The sequence below is a fragment of the Selenomonas oralis genome (assembly GCF_051603425.1).
GTDB classification, from domain to species: Bacteria; Bacillota; Negativicutes; order Selenomonadales; family Selenomonadaceae; genus Selenomonas; species Selenomonas sputigena_A.
Map to the genome: position 1 here is coordinate 443,556 of NZ_CP194411.1, position 17,472 is coordinate 461,027.

The 17,472-nt window shown below is 51.3% G+C and carries 17 protein-coding genes and 1 pseudogene; 3 read left to right on the plus strand and 15 right to left on the minus strand.

What is annotated here, in order from left to right; translation table 11 throughout:
• Positions 1-15 precede the first annotated feature (15 nt).
• The 9 genes and pseudogenes from trpA to ACRTGH_RS02180 all read right to left on the minus strand — a co-directional run bounded on the left by trpA (position 16) and on the right by ACRTGH_RS02180 (position 8,800).
• Complete coding sequence (gene trpA, locus ACRTGH_RS02140; RefSeq protein WP_368847108.1) at positions 16-813, minus strand: tryptophan synthase subunit alpha; 798 nt, start codon at positions 811-813, stop codon at positions 16-18.
• Positions 810-2,102 (minus strand): tryptophan synthase subunit beta, encoded by a 1,293-nt coding sequence (gene trpB / locus ACRTGH_RS02145; protein ID WP_368847107.1) that lies wholly within the window; start codon positions 2,100-2,102, stop codon positions 810-812. Before trpB ends, trpA begins: the two co-directional genes overlap by 4 nt.
• Positions 2,103-2,159: 57 nt before the next feature.
• On the minus strand, positions 2,160-2,960 hold the full coding sequence (gene trpC / locus ACRTGH_RS02150) for an indole-3-glycerol phosphate synthase TrpC (protein WP_368847106.1): 801 nt from the start codon (positions 2,958-2,960) through the stop codon (positions 2,160-2,162).
• Complete coding sequence (locus ACRTGH_RS02155) at positions 2,957-3,577, minus strand: phosphoribosylanthranilate isomerase (protein ID WP_368847105.1); 621 nt, start codon at positions 3,575-3,577, stop codon at positions 2,957-2,959. Before ACRTGH_RS02155 ends, trpC begins: the two co-directional genes overlap by 4 nt.
• Before the next feature lie 618 nt (positions 3,578-4,195).
• Positions 4,196-4,717, minus strand: a pseudogene (locus ACRTGH_RS02160) (IS3 family transposase); the annotation flags it as partial.
• Complete coding sequence (locus tag ACRTGH_RS02165) at positions 4,716-6,854, minus strand: hypothetical protein (protein ID WP_438474559.1); 2,139 nt, start codon at positions 6,852-6,854, stop codon at positions 4,716-4,718. The pseudogene ACRTGH_RS02160 and the gene ACRTGH_RS02165, both read right to left, overlap by 2 nt.
• 164 nt (positions 6,855-7,018) lie before the next feature.
• Positions 7,019-8,416: a FibroRumin system radical SAM peptide maturase gene (locus ACRTGH_RS02170; RefSeq protein ID WP_368847104.1), complete on the minus strand. Its 1,398-nt coding sequence runs from the start codon at positions 8,414-8,416 to the stop codon at positions 7,019-7,021.
• Complete coding sequence (locus ACRTGH_RS02175; protein WP_438474561.1) at positions 8,410-8,664, minus strand: FibroRumin family radical SAM-modified Cys-rich RiPP; 255 nt, start codon at positions 8,662-8,664, stop codon at positions 8,410-8,412. The genes ACRTGH_RS02170 and ACRTGH_RS02175 overlap by 7 nt, the downstream gene beginning before the upstream one ends.
• Positions 8,564-8,800, minus strand: a complete 237-nt coding sequence (locus tag ACRTGH_RS02180) for a FibroRumin family radical SAM-modified Cys-rich RiPP (RefSeq protein ID WP_368847102.1) — start codon at positions 8,798-8,800, stop codon at positions 8,564-8,566. Before ACRTGH_RS02180 ends, ACRTGH_RS02175 begins: the two co-directional genes overlap by 101 nt.
• A gap of 260 nt (positions 8,801-9,060) precedes the next feature.
• Here ACRTGH_RS02180 and ACRTGH_RS02185 point away from each other — a divergent pair, with 260 nt between their 5' ends.
• Positions 9,061-9,201, plus strand: coding sequence for an IS3 family transposase (locus tag ACRTGH_RS02185; protein ID WP_438474842.1), 141 nt, complete (start codon positions 9,061-9,063; stop codon positions 9,199-9,201).
• A 221-nt stretch (positions 9,202-9,422) separates the two neighbouring features.
• On the opposite strand, the gene ACRTGH_RS02190 is transcribed toward ACRTGH_RS02185, so the two are convergent.
• From ACRTGH_RS02190 to ACRTGH_RS02200, 3 genes are all read right to left on the minus strand, one after another.
• The gene (locus ACRTGH_RS02190; RefSeq protein ID WP_368847100.1) at positions 9,423-10,898 is read right to left on the minus strand and encodes a DUF2828 family protein; all 1,476 of its coding nucleotides are present in this window, start codon (positions 10,896-10,898) and stop codon (positions 9,423-9,425) included.
• Positions 10,899-11,321: 423 nt separating this feature from the next.
• Positions 11,322-12,155 (minus strand): hypothetical protein, encoded by an 834-nt coding sequence (locus tag ACRTGH_RS02195; RefSeq protein WP_368847099.1) that lies wholly within the window; start codon positions 12,153-12,155, stop codon positions 11,322-11,324.
• 303 nt (positions 12,156-12,458) lie between these two features.
• The gene (locus tag ACRTGH_RS02200; protein WP_368847098.1) at positions 12,459-12,644 is read right to left on the minus strand and encodes a hypothetical protein; all 186 of its coding nucleotides are present in this window, start codon (positions 12,642-12,644) and stop codon (positions 12,459-12,461) included.
• A gap of 337 nt (positions 12,645-12,981) precedes the next feature.
• On the opposite strand from ACRTGH_RS02200, the gene ACRTGH_RS02205 reads away from it, so the two are divergent.
• Positions 12,982-13,494, plus strand: a complete 513-nt coding sequence (locus tag ACRTGH_RS02205) for a methylated-DNA--[protein]-cysteine S-methyltransferase (RefSeq protein ID WP_368847097.1) — start codon at positions 12,982-12,984, stop codon at positions 13,492-13,494.
• Here the strand turns inward: ACRTGH_RS02205 and ACRTGH_RS02210 are convergent.
• The 3 genes from ACRTGH_RS02210 to ACRTGH_RS02220 all read right to left on the minus strand — a co-directional run bounded on the left by ACRTGH_RS02210 (position 13,491) and on the right by ACRTGH_RS02220 (position 15,890).
• Complete coding sequence (locus ACRTGH_RS02210; RefSeq protein WP_368847096.1) at positions 13,491-14,243, minus strand: hypothetical protein; 753 nt, start codon at positions 14,241-14,243, stop codon at positions 13,491-13,493. The two genes, ACRTGH_RS02205 and ACRTGH_RS02210, sit on opposite strands and share 4 nt — an antisense overlap.
• A gap of 43 nt (positions 14,244-14,286) precedes the next feature.
• A complete protein-coding gene (locus ACRTGH_RS02215) occupies positions 14,287-15,048 on the minus strand; it encodes a hypothetical protein (RefSeq protein ID WP_368847095.1) in 762 nt (253 codons plus the stop codon).
• An 83-nt stretch (positions 15,049-15,131) separates the two neighbouring features.
• Positions 15,132-15,890, minus strand: a complete 759-nt coding sequence (locus ACRTGH_RS02220; protein ID WP_368847094.1) for a hypothetical protein — start codon at positions 15,888-15,890, stop codon at positions 15,132-15,134.
• Positions 15,891-16,354: 464 nt separating this feature from the next.
• Here ACRTGH_RS02220 and ACRTGH_RS02225 point away from each other — a divergent pair, with 464 nt between their 5' ends.
• Positions 16,355-17,224: an RsiV family protein gene (locus tag ACRTGH_RS02225; protein ID WP_368847093.1), complete on the plus strand. Its 870-nt coding sequence runs from the start codon at positions 16,355-16,357 to the stop codon at positions 17,222-17,224.
• Positions 17,225-17,472: the final 248 nt, after the last annotated feature.

Below are 17,472 nucleotides of genomic sequence, written 5' to 3' on the forward strand. Positions count from 1 at the left end.
TTTTCTGCACCTCCCTCAGCCATGATATGCCGCATCGAGAGCTTTGCGCATCGCCGCGATCAGCTCCGCCGCCTCGTCCCGCCTGTCCGCGAGCAGGAGCTTGACGACGGCGCTGCCCACGATGACGGCGTCGGCTTCCGCCGCCGCTTCGACAGCCGCCTCGGGCGAGCCGATGCCGAAGCCGACCGCCAGCGGCGTCTTCGTATAGGCGCGCGCACCCTTGACGATCTTGCCGATCCGGCTGTAGTCGACCTTCTTGACGCCCGTGACGCCGTTGTTCGACACGCAGTAGATGAAGCCTGCAGCGCTCGCGCACGTCTCCTTCATGCGCTCGGGCGTCGTGCCCGGCGTGATGAACTCCATCAAGGGAAAATCGTGCGCCGCGCAAATTTCGCGCATCTCACCCGACTCCTCGTGCGGCACATCGGGGATGATGACGCCATCCATGCCCGCCGCCTTGAAGTCCTCGACGAAACGGGGGAAGCCGTAGTGCAGCATATTGTTGACATAGCCCATGCCCACGAGCGGCATCTCGGAGAAACGACGAATCTCTTGCACGATTTCGCGCACTTTCGCGAGCGTCATGCCGCCCTTCAAGGCGGCGACGGAAGCCGTCTGGATGACGGGACCGTCCGCCATCGGGTCGGAAAACGGCAGCCCGAGCTCTATGACGTCGGCGCCCGCCTCTTCTGCACGGCGCACCGCATCGATCGTGCCTTCCGCATCGGGCATGCCCGCCGTCAGATAAATGATGAGCCCTTTCCTACCCTTTTCTTTCAGACCGTTCAATACATGTTCCAAACGCGTGCTCATTCGCTTTCCCTCCCCAATGCTTTTGCCATGAAACCACAGGATGTCACGCCGGAGGCACTGACTGACTGGCTGGTTTCAGGCAAGGGCGGCGCACAATGTCCACAAAGTGGACGTTTGTGCGTGTAGTTCGCCACCATCTGCACATCTTTGTCACCGCGCCCCGAGAGGCAAACAACGACGACCTCATTCTCCTTCGTCCCGGGCATCAGTTTCTCAAGATACGCGAGCGCATGGGAGCTTTCCATGGCGGGCACGATGCCTTCCATGCGGCAAAGCCGCTGAAACGCCGCGAGCGCTTCCTCGTCCGTGACCGAAACGTACTCCACGATGCCTTGATCCTTGAAGTAAGAATGCTCGGGGCCGACGCCCGGATAATCGAGCCCTGCGGAAATGGAATACGCCTCGACGACCTGTCCGTCCGCGTCCTGCAGCAGGTAGCTGTAAGCGCCGTGCAGGACGCCCGGCTCACCGGCGCCGCTCAAGGTGCGCGCGTTGTCGACGGGAGCCTCGCCGCGCCCGCCGGCCTCGACGCCGTACTTCTTGACGGAAGCCTCGTCCTTGAAATCATAGAACGTGCCGATGGCGTTGCTGCCGCCGCCGACGCAGGCGACGAGCGCATCGGGCAGCTGTCCGCACGCCGCCTTGACCTGTGCGCGGATCTCCTCGCCGATCATCTTCTGGAAGTCACGCACCATGCTCGGGTACGGGTGCGGCCCGACCGCCGAGCCGATGATGTAGTAGGTGTCCGTGATATTCGTCGCCCAATAGCGGATCGCCTCGCTCGTCGCGTCCTTGAGCGTGCCCGTGCCGCTCGCGACGGGAATGACCTTCGCGCCCAGAAGTTCCATGCGGAAGACGTTGAGTCTCTGGCGCTTGACGTCCTCCTCCCCCATGAAAACATGGCACTCCATGCCGAAGAGCGCCGCGACCGTCGCCGAGGCGACGCCGTGCTGCCCTGCACCCGTCTCGGCGACGATGCGCTTCTTGCCCATGCGTTTTGCAAGCAGCGCCTGCCCGAGCGCATTGTTGATCTTGTGTGCGCCCGTATGCAGAAGATCCTCGCGCTTGAGGAAGATGCGCGCCTTGCCGTAATGCTCGGTAAGCTTCTCGGCAAAGTACAATCGCGTCGGACGGCCTGCGTACTCTTGCAGATAGCGCCGAAACTCCGCTTGAAACTCCTCGTCCTCCCTGCATCTCGCATAGGCGGCTTCCAATTCCTGCAGCGCCGGCATGACGATTTCCGGCACATACTGTCCGCCGTATGCCCCGAATCTTCCCTTCTTAGCCATATATTTCCCTCAACTTTCTTCTACTATCAAAACAAAAATCTATTTCTTTCGCCCTGCTCATGCGCTCTCCTTGGCGAGCGCGCACGGCTCCGCCAAACGCCGCGTCATCTCCGCAACATCATCGGCACGCACGAGCCCCTCGCCCACGAGGATGCCGCCGCAGCCCGCCTCCTGCAGGCGGCGCGCATCCGCAGCGCTGAAAATGCCGCTCTCGCTGATAAATGTACGGCTTTCCTCCACCTTCGGCAAAAGCTCCAAGGTGTTCTCGATCGAGGTCGTGAACGTCTGCAAATTGCGGTTGTTGATGCCGATGAACTCGGCCGGCGTCGCCAGGGCGGCCTTCATGTCCGCCTCATCGTGCACCTCGACGAGCACATCGAGGCCGATCTCCCATGCTCGGAACACATACTCCCGAAGCTGTGCGGGTGAGAGGATACGCGCAATCAGCAGCACGGCGTCCGCGCCGAGCATACGCGCTTCGAAGATCTGGTACTCGTCGATGATGAAATCCTTGCGCAGGAGCGGCAGATCGACGAGAGAACGCACGCGCACCAAGTCCTCGTTCGAGCCGAGGAAATGCGGATCGGTGTGAACCGACAGCATCGAAGCGCCGTTCTCCGCGTAGATGCGCGCGAGTTCATCCACCGTATGCGTGCGGCACAGCCTTCCTTTGGCAGGCGACTGCAGCTTGCACTCGGCAATGAGATTCCAGTCGCGCGCCTGAAAGTGCTTCGTCATATAAAAGCCGCCGCAGCGCTCCCTCGCCCTCGCCTTGAGCTCGGCAAACGGCAGCCGTCGCTTCGCCTCCGCTACCAAGTCACGCTTCTTTTCCACGATTTCCGCTAAAATATCTTTCATTCCGGAATCCTCCGTTTCTGCACAACTGCCATAAATTCTCGTATCCTCTCGACGGATTTCCGCTTCTCGATCTCAAGACTGCCCGAAACATCGACGCCGTAGGGGCGGAAAACCTCTTCTGCCTCCCGCACATTGCCGCTCGCAATGCCGCCCGCGACCAACAGGGGCTTTTCGAGACGCACCGTTTCCTCCGCAGCCTCGCGCCAGCGGAAGCGCTGCCCCGTACCGCCGACAGCATCTTTGGAAAAGCTGTCGAGCAGGATGATCTCCGCCGGATAGTCGTTCGCTTCCTCCGCCGAAAAGTCGTCGCCCCAGCGAAACGCCTTGATGACGGGGCGATGGACCGCACGCGCATAGGCAGTGCTCTCATGCCCGTGGAGCTGCACGAAGTCAAGACTGCAGAAATCTGCGGCGGCATTGACCTCGTCGAGCGGTGCATCGACGAACACCCCGACCTTCTTGGCGCGCTGCACATGCTTCGTCAGGCCGCGCACCTCTTCCGGCAAAACATGGCGATGGCTCTTCCCGTAAAAGATAAAACCCAAAAAGTCCGCCCCTGCGTCCTCCGCCGCCAACACCGCCTCTTCTGTGCGCAAGCCGCAAATCTTGACCTTCATACCACTCACTCCTTACAAAAAAAATCGCCCCCTGCAGGAATCACAATCCTGCAAGGGGCGAAATATTTCGCGGTGCCACCCTTTTCAAGTCAAGTTCAGAAAACAAAAAAGCCACTTCGCCGCCTCGGGACGAAATGGATTCGCAGCCACCCTGAAATTGACCTCTCGTTTCAGGTACAGGAAAAACCGATACCCTAGCCCTCTAACGGTGGCAGCCGTTCCAGCCTACTCGGCACAGCCTTTCGGTGGACTCTCACAGGACCATTCACCATGCGCTTCCCGCCGATCATCACACCTCCCCGAAGGGTCATCGGCTCGCTGAAAGAAAGTTTACAAGGCTACTATTTCCTGCTCTACGATTTACCTATATACATTGACGATTCGAAAATCGATGTTGCCATTATAAAATAGAGCCGCCACTCTGTCAAGCACTTTATCCCATTATTTTTCTATGCTTTTTACTCAAGGTTAATTGCAATAGCAAATTGGACAGTTTCCCAAAAATTTTTCAAGCAGCAGAAGCAATGTGGTTGAGTTGTTCTTAAAACAGCTCTTCTGGAGTGCGGTACCCGAATATGTTGTGGTCAAGCGTTTTGGTAACACGAATGTCCAATCAACTTATGTCGAATATCTCGCTTCGAATGGCGTACGATATCCGTTATAAGAATGCGGTCGTACATGGTTGTATGTAGTATAAGCAAAATGTTCCACAGCACGGTAGAGAAACTCCTCATCTTGATACTCGTGAAGATAAATTTCTTCGTTCTTCAGCGTATTGAAATAGCGCTCCATAGGGGCGTTATCATACGGGCATCCGGCCTTGCTCATGCTTTGAGTCAGGTCATGTTCTTCGCAAAAGTCGGTAAACACCTTCGATGTGTACGGGCTGCCTTGATCGCTCTGAAGAATCAGACCTTTGATTCTCTTTCGTTGACTGCTGAGTGCTTTGCCAAGCGTTCGGATTGCCAAGTCACTCGTCATACACCGATCCGTCAGGGTTGCGACAACACTGCGGTCATGCAGGTCAATAATCGTACAGTTATATCGGACATCGCCTCCATGGAGAAATAAATAGGTGAAACCTGTTGCCCATTTTTGATTGATTTGTGGTGCTGTAAAATCTTGCTTGAGCAGATTCTCAAACGTATTTATTAGAGTCCCTTAGAATACTGTTATCACAAGTTAATTCAATATGTTTTGCAAAGTATTGTTCAATTGCCTCCGAATGATCAACAACGATAACCGTTCTATCTTTTTGACAAAGTCTATTTAAATATTGAACAACGCAAAAAATTTCCGTATTGCTCAGTCCTTTGAACGGCTCGTCAACACCAAATACTTTTGCTTTAGATTTCATAGCTTTCAAAACTTTAACTCGGATATTCTCTCCACCAGAAAGTGTCGCTACTGGCTGCCCCATTCTCAAATGCCCTAACAAAAGAGAATTTGCTTCTTCTAAGTAGTGTATTATTTTATTATTCATTCCAGAAAAATACTCTATCGTCTCATCAATGGTCATGTTCCAAACATCAAAAATATTTTTTCCAGCAACTCTATACTTTTGGAGAATTTTATTAAATCCAGTCCCAGCACAATCTTTACATAGAAATCTTATTTTCGAGTCGTACCCATTTCCATATTCTATATAACCAGCTCCCATGCAAACCGGACACATACCTGTACAACCAGTTTGGTTCGAAAAGAAGCGACGATCCTTTTTATGTTTTACTGCAAATAAATTAGAAATATCAATAGAAACATCCAACGCTGTAGCTACAGACGAATTTTTATTCCCCAATAGAGGTTTGGGGTTGATATATAGGTAATGATCAAAGTATTGAGGGAAATACTCTCTCAATAAAGTGGATTTTCCAATGCCGGAATGCCCTGTAATTAGATTCATACACCCTTTCCCAATCTCAATATCGACACCTACATAAGAATAAACCGGGTTATGAATACTAACACGCTCCATACTTTGGACAGGCAAGATGTTTATTGTGTTCCTGATACTTTGTTTTGCCAAATATTTTTTGGCATCAATAATAAAACCGCCATGTACTCCGCCGCTTTCTCCTAATGCAATTATTTTTTTTGAAACACTCACAAAAATATCGCTATGATCAACAATGACAACAGTATGTCTTTTCGCTAAATCTACAACGCATTCAAATACAGATCTTTTTTCTTCACCAGACAGCCCAGCTAAAGGTTCATCCAAAACCAAAAGTAAATTTGACAACTGGGTACTTAAAACCTGTACCATCCTAAGCCTCTGCAATTCTCCACCTGAAAGTGTAGGGATTGCTCTATGAAAGAACAAATAACCAAGATGAAGATCTATAGCTTTTGACACGAACTTCTGAATATTATTAAGCACAAAGAGCAAACTGCTATCTGTTGTTTCAGAAAGCATCTTCTTTATATGATGTTGAAGCTGCTCAAATGGCATTGTCATAAAGTCACCGATAGATAAACCAACAACGTTGTATCGTTCGTGCTGTAGAGAATACTTTTTTCCTCGACAACATCTGCAAGTTTCTTCTGAGAAAAATTGTGTTGCAGGAACAAAGTTTACCATCATCGGTTTTCCAGTCATAATGCCGTAATATTTTGTAGTCCTGCGTGAAAAACTCGAATTCTTTTTATATCGAACAGAATACTTTTTCGCACTTTCTCCATAGAGGATCATTGTTTTTTCCTTATTCGTAAGTTGACGAAAAGTCTTCTGCGAATCAATCCCATTGTCTAAACAGAACTGCTGGATTATTTGCGAATAAAAATCTTTATATCGATTCCAACACTGAATAGGATTTTTTTCTAAAGGTACATCATAATTGATAAGTCTATTTTTATCCAGTGTTCGAATATATCCTAAGCCGTGGCACTCATCACACAAATTTTCTTCTCTATTTAATACAAAGAAACTCTCACTCAATTCTAAAACAGATGAATAAATTAAGATAACGCTTCTGCTAATTCCAAAGTACGTTCCTATTGTCGATCTCAGATTATTGTTAAAGTTGGATTGTCTGATTGGTACAGCAGCAATCATATTTTTGTAACCTTTAATGTGGTAAGTAGGTTCAGAAATATCATCAGCGAACATTGATAAAAATTCATGTTGACCAATTTGGGCAATCGTATCATACGCAAGTGAAGACTTTCCACTACCAGAGGGGCCAACAATAAGATTGATTGCATTCTGTTCAATCTCAATCTCGATGTTTTTTAAATTATTCGTTTCAATTCCCCAAATATTGATGATTTCACTCATGCTCAACCTCTTTCTTCCCTACACTTTACAAAATACTGCTCAAATAAATTTTATAAAACTTTCAATTCTGCACAAGTACTAGTGGCTGACATTCATGATGTCAGCCACTAGTCAAGCGGCTTTCGCCAACAAATTAGGTACTATTGATACTATGTAAATATTTTCTAGACTTGTCCACTAACAATAATGCGGTACAAATCTTTGATAAAAAACTCCAACGTCTTCTTTGAATGGACACAAAACCTCTCATCAATGGAATGAATCGTATTTCCAGGTTTAAGATGCATTGCATTAACCGGACAGCCCCCGCCACAAATACCAAGAGCTGGACAGGCAAAACATTCTTCATGGTTTATAGGAGTTAATTGCGACCATTCGATGAAATCGGCATCTTTTACGGCAATAAAGTCATCGTCATTGATGTGAGCCACAAAGTATTGCTTATCGTGGAGACAACCATGACAAATACCTACCTGCCCATTCGGAGCAATTACAATCTGACCACCCGTAGTTGCGGCGCAATCTGAGAAATAAACCTGCGCTTTTGAAAAAGATTTCAATTTTCTCATTATGCGATCTTCATAAATTCCACGCTCACGTAACTCAATAAACTCATCAATGATAAACTGCGCCGCTTCTTCGTTATAGCTATGGGGTAGTACAAAAGTATCGCTGGACATCATAATATTGAAACCAAATGCTTTTACACCATATGCATCAATCAACTTCAAAATGTCTTTTGTACTTCTTATCGTTTCTTCACTTAATGTGACCGAAAGAGACACATCCACCCCCATCTTCTTACAAAGATCGAGTTTATCTAAAATTCGAGAAAACACAGCTTTTCCGTCTACATCTACTCGCATACTATTGGCTTTTTCAGTAAAACCATCAATAGAAATAGCAATGGCCACCCCGAGTTCACGAAGTTTTCGAATTCGTGTTTCATTCAAAAGCAAACCGTTTGTAACCATAGACATTTCAATGTTACGTATGCATCTTTCTTCACTACGTAGTTCATTAATTCTCCTTGCCACATATTCAAGCACATTGAAATTCACCAACGGTTCTCCACCATAAAAAATTAAAACCGGCCTATTCTCTTCCATATCCAAACCAGATTCTTTTATTTGACGAATGAAAAATTTGATGGCTTTTTCTGCAGTTTCAACTGACATATTTTCTAAAAGGAAATTGCTCCGTTTCCCACAGTCATTATTTCCGAGGAAACAGTACTTACATGCCAAATTACACTGTTCACTCATAATCATATAGCAAACATTGACGGCAGGATTAGGAATCTTAGATTTTACAAATTGGAGAACTCTATCATCCTCATCTTCTGTTTGTGTTAGAATCTTAAATCTTGCGAGTTCCTGTACTTCTGCACTAATTTCTTCGGGTGCATTTTCTACTTTATCACAAAAGGAGCTTGCAAGCCATGCCTGCAAGCTCTCAAGTGCCTTTTTAGATAAATACACCGGCTTCATTCTCAATGAATGGTAAAGAGCTACGGCATCTCCCAAGTCATAAGAATGCGTAAACCGAGATATATTTACCATCCAATTTCCTCCATCTCAGGAATCGCACGGCAGGAGCAGGCACAGGTGCAAGAGTTACAAGCTACGCATGCACAACGAGCCATTACAACCGCATTATTGCAGATTGCACCAAAAAGCTGCATATATTGTATATTATTTGCGCTCATATTAGATTGCCTCCCATTCAAAATCAGAAACAACGCCACCAGAACAAGAGCAACGGCAATTGCACATACAGCCTGTGCACTGGCCGATGCATGATGCCGCATAAGAAAGCGCTCCCTCACTGATATTTCCCAGAAGAGCCTCATAGGCGCCAAAATAAATTTGAATCACGAAAATCCCCCCCCCTTCTCTAAATTTTCTATCTATAATATTATGACCTTTTTCTAGAAATGTCAACATACAGGATATACGTTTTTAAGAAAACTGGAACACACAATATACAGCATCTTCTGATAATATAAATCGTATATACTGTACTTAATCCAGACCACTTAATAATGGCATAAAGCAAAGAAAGTAGTAAAATCCCCTTAATATCAAGCTTTTTTGTTATTACACTATATCTCGTATAATTTGTTAGATTCTCAAACTTCGCATATCAAAAACATTCTACAGACCTTGAAAGCATTGACTTTATGCCAATGAAAATACTTCCTTACATGCACATTTTCGTAGTTTTTGCGACAACAGTATATATTCGATTCTTCAACGAAGAGCGTCCCGCATACGCCTTGGGATATCTTACTCCAACGCAATATCGGGAACGTTTCACGCCCAAGCAAGGAAGATCTGAGCCTTGATAAAAACGGTTCATTGTAAATGGATTCCATAGATATCCGAACTATCATAAAAATACTAGACAAACCCGATTGTCTAACTCTTCAATCGGGTTTGTCTAGTATTCAGGTTTCCATGACTATTTTGGGAATTTTTATGTCCAGTTTTTGTTAACAAATGCAAAATCATAGAGAAAAAGCATGACGCGCACCGCCATGCTTTTTCTTTTCCCGCTCTCCTGTCCTTACGCCTGAATCGCCGCATATCGCTCGCTTGCCAGCACCTTTTCCATATATTCATACGGCGTGATGCGATCCTCCACGACCATGGAGAATACGCCCGGGCTGCAGCCGGAAACGAGCATGACGCCTTGCTCGTTCATCTTGACGGGCTGCTGCTGACGGCGGCTCTGCACGTTCCAGAACACGATGCGCGGCAAGCGATAGCCCGCCTCGGCAAACATCTTCTTCGCCTGCTCGAAATTCGTCACAGAGGCATTTTCCGTACAGGCGTCAAACTCCATGTCCGTGATGATGTAAAGCACCTCGGGCATCTCCTGCTGCGGCACGCCGCCCGAAACCGCCGCACGCAGCAGGAGGCGGAAGACGCCTTCGAGATTCGTATTTGCCACCTCATTAAACGTCCTGCAATAACTGATCTTATCCGCAATCGTCGCGCCCTTGATCTGAAGGATGCGCGGCTTACGAGAAAACGTGATGAAGTGATCGCGGAACGCGCCCTCATTGCGCTCTGCAAAATAGACGGCGAGCGAGAGCGCGACGCAGGCCGGCAAAGGCTCTCCGCCCCCATACATGGAAGCGGAACCATCGAGCACGACGAGCGCGTTCTCCCCATGCGTATAGTCGGGAAGCGCCTTCCATGTGATGTCGAGGGTACGCGACGCCTCCGCCGAAAGACCTCTTCCACTCTCCCATTTGCAAAGCGGGCGAATGACTTCGTAGGGATAGAGCGTCCCCGTATGAAGAGTCTCAGTCCCGCGCGCCACGCGCTCCAAGAAAGCCTCGTAGCGCTTCGCATCGTTGCGCCGAAAAGCCTCGCGGTACTTGAACATCGCCTTGGACGGCTGCTTCGCATAATCAAAGCTGTAGTCCTTCGTGCGCAAATGGTCTTCGATGATCCGGATGCAGCGGCGCAGACGGACGAGCATCTTTCGATATTCCGCCTCCTGCATCCCGAACGACGCCGCCAGATGACGCGCCTTAGCACGCGTCTCACGCGACGAAGTATTGACGGACGGCAGCCACTTCGCGAGAAGCGAGACGTCCTCCCCTTTTTGCGACGCGCCGAGATCGCTTTCCAGCTGCTTACGAATCAAGCGAACGGCGGCAGACTCCAACGGTGTGCCGAGAAGCGCGAGCACATCATCCCAGCGCCCGTACTCGGGGATGAGCGGCAGATTCTTCTCCACGCACGCAGGCGCATAGACGGCAAGATGGCGCAGAAGCACGCGGAAGACGCGGCGCTCGCCCAGCCCGCCGCGAACATCACGCGCATAGAAGAGCGTGCGCAGCGCGCGCACAGGATCCTCGGCAAAGGCGCGCGTAAAGCGCACGACGATCTCTGCCTCCTTCGCAGAGCGCAAGGCGCCGACCGTCGCAAAGAAGTCGAGCACGTCCGAGCCCGAGCCGGCGTAGGTCGCGGCATCGTTCTCCGTCCGCGTGTACGTCTTATTGCTTTCCTCTTTGAGCAAGTCGAGCATCGTGCTTCCTCCTTCGCGCAAAAAGCCCGGCGCAAAGTGCAGATGCAAATGTGCCGGACAAATTCATTCTCCGCAGCATACGCCGGGAACGTATACAAAAACAAGATGCCACGGACGGAACGGCAAGCCGCTCCGTCCTGTGAGGTCGTGCCACACTACTGCGTGACAGGCAGATTCACTGCTGTTGGCATCTTTTTGCGAGACGCCTTTCCGAGGGTGCCCGCAACGGGGTACACATGCGCGATCTCCAAGAATAGCTGTACGCGTCTCCTGTATATGATACCATGATATGCAGCATTACACAATAGATTTTTCCAATATTCAGACGATAGGGAAGATTGCAAGTTTAATTGTCGCATCGTTCTGCCAAACTTTGGTAGTTATGCAGCCGCAGACAAAACCGCCAATCGGAATTGACGTTGTTTACCATACGACGCAATCGGATCCATGCTGCTTTTCCCACTCATACGACCAAAATGCCTGCCCATCTTTCGTGACAACAATGCGTCCCTTGGACTGCAGTAAGACACCGAATCCATAAGATCCAATGATGCCAGTCCACCCTCCAAGCCGATGCAGATTATGAGAAATCTCTTTCTCTCCTTGCGGTGTCAGCCATCCCTCCCCATGCAATACATCCGTAATCGTTTGGCATATCGCTTCCCTATTATCTCTTCCCACGATTCTCCATTTCTCATCAATCGACTCCGGCCCGGAGTAAAAAGTTTCCCTCTCAGCCTGTAAAAACAGCACATCCCCCTCACCTTTTTTGATCACAACACGCACCTTGCCGGATTTCAAATCCCCTGGCTCCAAAAATGGGGAAAAGCGCGCATACTCCCAACGCAAGGGGCGGAATTGCATCGTCAGAACGGGAATCCCCTGCTCATCTATGGTTTTTTTGCGCTCCATCTCTTTGAGTACAATTACGTCCTGCCAAGAAATATAATAATTCTTAGGCGTGAGTTCTGTACCGGTTTCATCAAGCGCATAAATCTTATCCATCACCGCCTCTCTCAATTTATCTGAGGCAGCCCCTTTCAGGCTTTCTGCCACATCCTCTTCCGTGCGAAGGCGGCCTGAGAGAGTCTTCATCGGAAGTGATACGGCAGGCAGTGGCTCAGCCAACAGAGCATCACACCACTGCTCCAGAGCCTGCTCTTTTACGCCGCTAGGATCGGATAAGGCATACGCGTTGACGGTCACTTGCTGAAAAAGAAGAACTGCTACGGCTACCAAAAGCTTTTTCCATTTCATAAAAGATGCCTCCACTCATTTCAATTCGACCAGTACCTTCTTTGCTTTTTTTTGGCATTCCGACGACATGAGCCTATCCTATATAAGCCGCAATACCCTTTTTCCGTTTTGCAGGAGAGTCAATACGTCGATGAGTTTTTTCATATTTTTGTCACGTTTTTTCGCTCGCTTCACATCGCGCTTCATACGGTTCGTATATACCACGTCAATCCTCCAACATGGACGCGACGGTTTCCTCTGCGAAGGCGCACGGTTCATGCAGATCACCCCATGCGACTGTCATTCACCGCCTCCATCATATCGTCAGGTATGCCACGATGCTGCACGGGCAAACGGTATCCCGGTGTTGGCAATAGATGCCTGCAAGAAGCTCCGAATCGCCGCCGTATCGAGTCCAAGGCTGGCAAAAAGAGCGTCCGCCTCCTGCGTCACATCGTCATCCACCATCAGTTCAAATCGTGTCAGGATCTGCGATCTGCACTCCCGCATCTATTGAATCCATTCTATTATATCACATCAAAACTGCCGCATGAAGCCTGGCGACTCAGCGCAATGCTCTCCAGCAAATACTCTCCGATCCTTCATTCCTCCTCGCAGACTTTCGTGATACAATGATATAATACAGGAACGCATGGAAAAAAAGAGCGACCTCATGATTCGCCCCGCTCGCCTGCAAAGGCCGAATCCTTTTCTTCCCTCGCACAGCGGCGGTATGATGCACTCGGCGTGCAGCAACGCTTTTGATACAAACATAGAAAAGAGAAACTCCTTATGGCAACGAAAGATACCGGAAATTTAATTTCACCATACGAAAGGAAGCATCCCCATGCAGTACACAGCGCATTACGCTTCGCCGTTCGGTCCCATCACGCTCGCCAGCGACGGCACATCCCTCGTCGGGCTTTGGTTCGACGGGCAGAAGTATTTCGCCGACACGCTTGAAGATGCGCACAGGCAAAAAAGCCTCCCCGTATTCGAGGAGGCTCGTCGCTGGCTCGACCTCTACTTCAGCGGCAAGGAGCCCAGCTTTTTGCCGCCGCTCGCACCGAAAGCCACGCCGTTCCGCAAAAAGGTCTGGGATATCCTTCTCTCGATCCCCTACGGGCAAACGATGACATACGGCGAGATCGCCAAAACGATCGCCCGCGAGCAGTCTTCCCGCATGTCCGCCCAAGCCGTCGGCGGCGCTGTCGGGCACAACCCGATCTCCATCATCGTCCCCTGCCACCGCGTCGTCGGCACAAACGGCAGCCTCACGGGCTATGCCGACGGCATCGACAAGAAGGTGCAGCTCTTGACGCTCGAAGGCGTAGATATGACGCGGTTCTTTGTACCTTAATTCTCGTAAATGCTGAGCACGACATAGCTTCCATCCAGTCCGAAGGAAAGATTCTCGCCGGGAGCGATGCTGTAGACTGCCGTCATGCTTCTCGACGACTCTTCAGGAATTTGCGGCAGACGGTAGGCGCGGGCGTACGCCTCCCGCGAATCGTTTACCCCGAGGCCGGAGCGGTCAAAGTGCAGCTTGCTCCCCCGGAGAAGCACGAGTCCTGTCACGATTCCGTTTTCGCGGAAAATGATGAGCCTCTTATCCGGATAATACAAGCCCTGGGAAAAGCTCATGTCGCCTACATGACAGGGCTCCTCCCGACGCAATTCCTTCCCCTCTCCGAGAATCTCCTGCACGGCGCTCATGCGCATACCGAAATGAATGCCGCCGACAGACTCAAAGTAGTCCGGAGTCAGCGTGCGCTGCAATGCATCGCCGCCCGCCAGCGTGATATAATCCCCCGCACCGCCAAAAAGTTTCCAGCCGATATGAAGCGTGCGCTCTCCGCCCGCTTCTTTGACGCGGAACTCTGCGCCGCCGGATTCAATACCGCCTACCCATTGTCCCCAGCCGACGACTTCACAGCCGTTGATCGTGCGCTCCCCAATCGTGAGCGCCGCGCCTCCGTCTCCATCGTACCAAGTGCCCGCCATGCGCTCCAAAATCACATCGAGAGCGTCGCGCGGCTCCGCCGCCGCACTCTGTCCCAAAGCGAGCAGCACGAACGCACATAAGGCGAACATCGCCAATCCTTTCATCTCGCACCTCCCGATCCTGCAAAGATTCCACTATCACCAAAAATCAATGCGCCACAGCGCTGAACCTGACATAGCTCCCATTCTTTCCGAACGAGAAGAACTCCCCGGGAGCGATCTCATAGAACGCCAGCGGATTGTTGTACGTCCTTTCCTCGGGGATCTCGGACATCTTATAGGCGCGCGCGTATGCCGCCCGCCCGTCGTTTGCCCCGAGGCCGGAGCGGTCAAAATACAGTTTGCTCCCCGGCAGCAGAACAAGGCCTGTCACGATGCCGTCTTTATGGAGAACGATAAGCCCCTTGCCCGGATAATGCCAGCCGTAAGCAAAGGTATCATCGCCTGCACGGCAAGCATTTTCCCTGTTCAATTCCTGCCCCGCACCGAGCCTTTCCCGCACGGCGCGCGTGCGCATACCGAGACGAACGCCCTCGACGGATTCGGAACAAGCAGGATTCAGCGTGCGCTGCAGCGCTTCCCCATCGTTCAGTCGGATGTAGTCCCCCGGCCCGCCGAAAAGCAGCCAACCAATGCGCAGCGTGCGCGTGCCGGCCGCCTCTCGAATGATGAAGTCCAGAGAGCCGCTGCCGGGTCCGTTTGCCAGTCGATCGCCGCCGATAACCTCGCAGCCGTTGATCGTATTGCCCTCGATCGTCAGCACCGCATTCCCATCTTCATCGTACCATGTACCTGCCAGCTTTCCCATGGTTCCCCGGAACGAATCCGGCGACATCATCGTCTCCGCCTCACCCTGCCCCGCAACGAACAGCATGAGCGTACATAGGACAAGCAAAACAACGCGTTTCATCTCGCACCTCCTGTTTTAGAAAAGCTCCTCCATATAGCATCCACAGCATAATACCCTGCCTTTGATTCCGAAAATGCCTGTCTTCAATCGTAAACAGCGAGCAGGACATAGCTCCCATCAAGCCCGAAAATAAGAGCCTCACCGGGAGCGATGCGATAAACTGCAGCCCGGTCTCTCGATGAATCCTCGTAAATCTCCGGCAGACCGTAAATGCGGTCGTATGCTTCGCGCGAATCGTTTACCCCGAGGCCGGAGCGGTCAAAATGCAGCTTGCTTCCCTTGAGCAGCGCCAATCCCGTCACAATTCCGTCTTCATTAAGCACCATGAGCCCCTTGTCTTGATAATACCAGCTGCAAATCCAGCGGGGATAGTCTGCGGGGTAATCATCGTAGGCGCGCAATTCCTCACCTTTTCCGAGGATTTCCTGCACGATGCGCAGGCGCATGCCGAAATGGATGCCGCTGACGGACTCGAAGCCGACGGGATCCGGCGTGCGCTGCAATGCCTCACCGTCCGCGAGCGTGATATAGTCTCCCGCGCCGCCGAAAAGCCTCCAGCCGATGTGAAGCGTACGCTCCCCGCCCGCTTCTTTGATGTGAAACTCCGCATCACCGGCCTTAGGGCTGCCTGCCCCATGCTCCATGGCGACGGCCTCGCAGCCGTTGATCATGCGCCCTTCGATTGTGAGCACCGCGCCGCCGTCTTCATCGTACCAAGTGCCCGCCATGCGCTCCAAAACCGTATCGATCTCATCGCGCGGCTCCGCCGCGCTCTGCCCCGAAACGAGCAGCACAAACGCGCATAAGAGGAACATCGCATGTCGTTTCATCACGTTGTACATAGGTCCTCACGCCCTTACAGAAACCTCCGAATCACTTTGACGAAAGCTCACAATCGTGCCATGCATCCCCGCTTCCGGATGTGTGTTCATTTCCTTTTCACCGCCTCCGTCTCCAACGCATCCCTCCTCCCTGCATCCAAAAGCGCATGCTCATATATGCGCTTCCTGCACCAAAGGCAGTCCTTTCCCTCATAGTATAACATAACCGATATGTTTTTTTAATCGCTTTATTCTCTTTATTCGTGTTCTGTCGAAATGCATATAAAAGTGCAAATTTTTCATACAGCCTGTCATTTGGCACAGTACACTTCCGCCTGAATTCATGCTATATATTAAATAAGTATGTTCATTTTCGCTGTAGGCCAGGGAGGCATTTCTTCAACGTCGCCGAGCCGCTGAAATAGTATCGCAGCCGCAAAAGCCTCTGCTCACATACCCAGACGATCATATAAGGAGGAATCCCCATGAAAAAGCTCCGTTCCCTCTCCCTTGCAGCCGCCCTGGTGCTCGCACCTCTCGCGCCGCTCCCGGCCAGCTTCCCGCTCGCGCCAACCGCCCAGGCTGCGCAGCAGGACACGATCCGGGAAGTCACGAGCATGGCGTCGGACGCCTACAGCCTTGAGGCCGCCCGCTCCCTCAAAGCCCCCGTGCCGTGGCTCCTCGTCGAAGATCATCGCATCGAGGCCTTGAATGCCAACGGCAAATGCGTGACCTACAGCAGCCATTCCGTGCTCCACGTCAAAGGCGAAGGGCGCGAAGCGCTCTCGCGCGCCCTCGACGCCTGGAACAAGCACGAGGCGCAAGCTGCGAAAAAGGGCTTCGATTTCGCCTATAAATGCAAAAACGGCGACCGCCAAGGCGGCTTTCTCGAAGAAATCGCCTACTTCGATTACTCCGTCATCACGAAGTGGGGGCGCGTCGACGAGAGCATGATCAGCTTCTGCAGCTTCGGCGCCGAGTTCACCGGCGGCATTCACCCGATGCATGGCGAGGGCGGCACGACCTTCGACACGCGGACGGGGAAAGAAATCGATCTCGCCGCCATCGTCACGAGCCGCGAAGCTTTGCTCCGAGCGCTCGCCACCGCCTTCCGCACCCAATACCCGGGCCGCGAGGAGGATCTCTTCGCCTACGACATCGAAGAGCAGCTCGAACGATTCCACAGACCCGAAAAGGGATTCGACAACTTCTCCTGGTACATGGGCACGCGCGGCGAACTCGTCTTCCTCTATGCCCCCTACGCCCTCGGCCCCTACTCCTCCGGCGACTTCACGCTGACCATCGAGCGCGCGGACGCCCCCGAGCTTTTCACCGACGCTTATCCGTTAAAATGACAAAGGAGGCGCGATCTGTAGTTTGGCTACAGACCGCGCCTGCTGTTTTTTTGCACGCGGGCATCCATCACCGCAATCGCAGCTCTTCACACGGTGTATGCCGAATAAACTTTCAGGACATATGTTCAGCCATCACGCGAAACGGCATGTTTTGTTTTCGCACCCGATTTCAGTGATGGCACATCACAACGTCATCCTGTACATATGTCCTCACGCCTTACAGAAACCTGGCCAATCCGTCTGCGTCC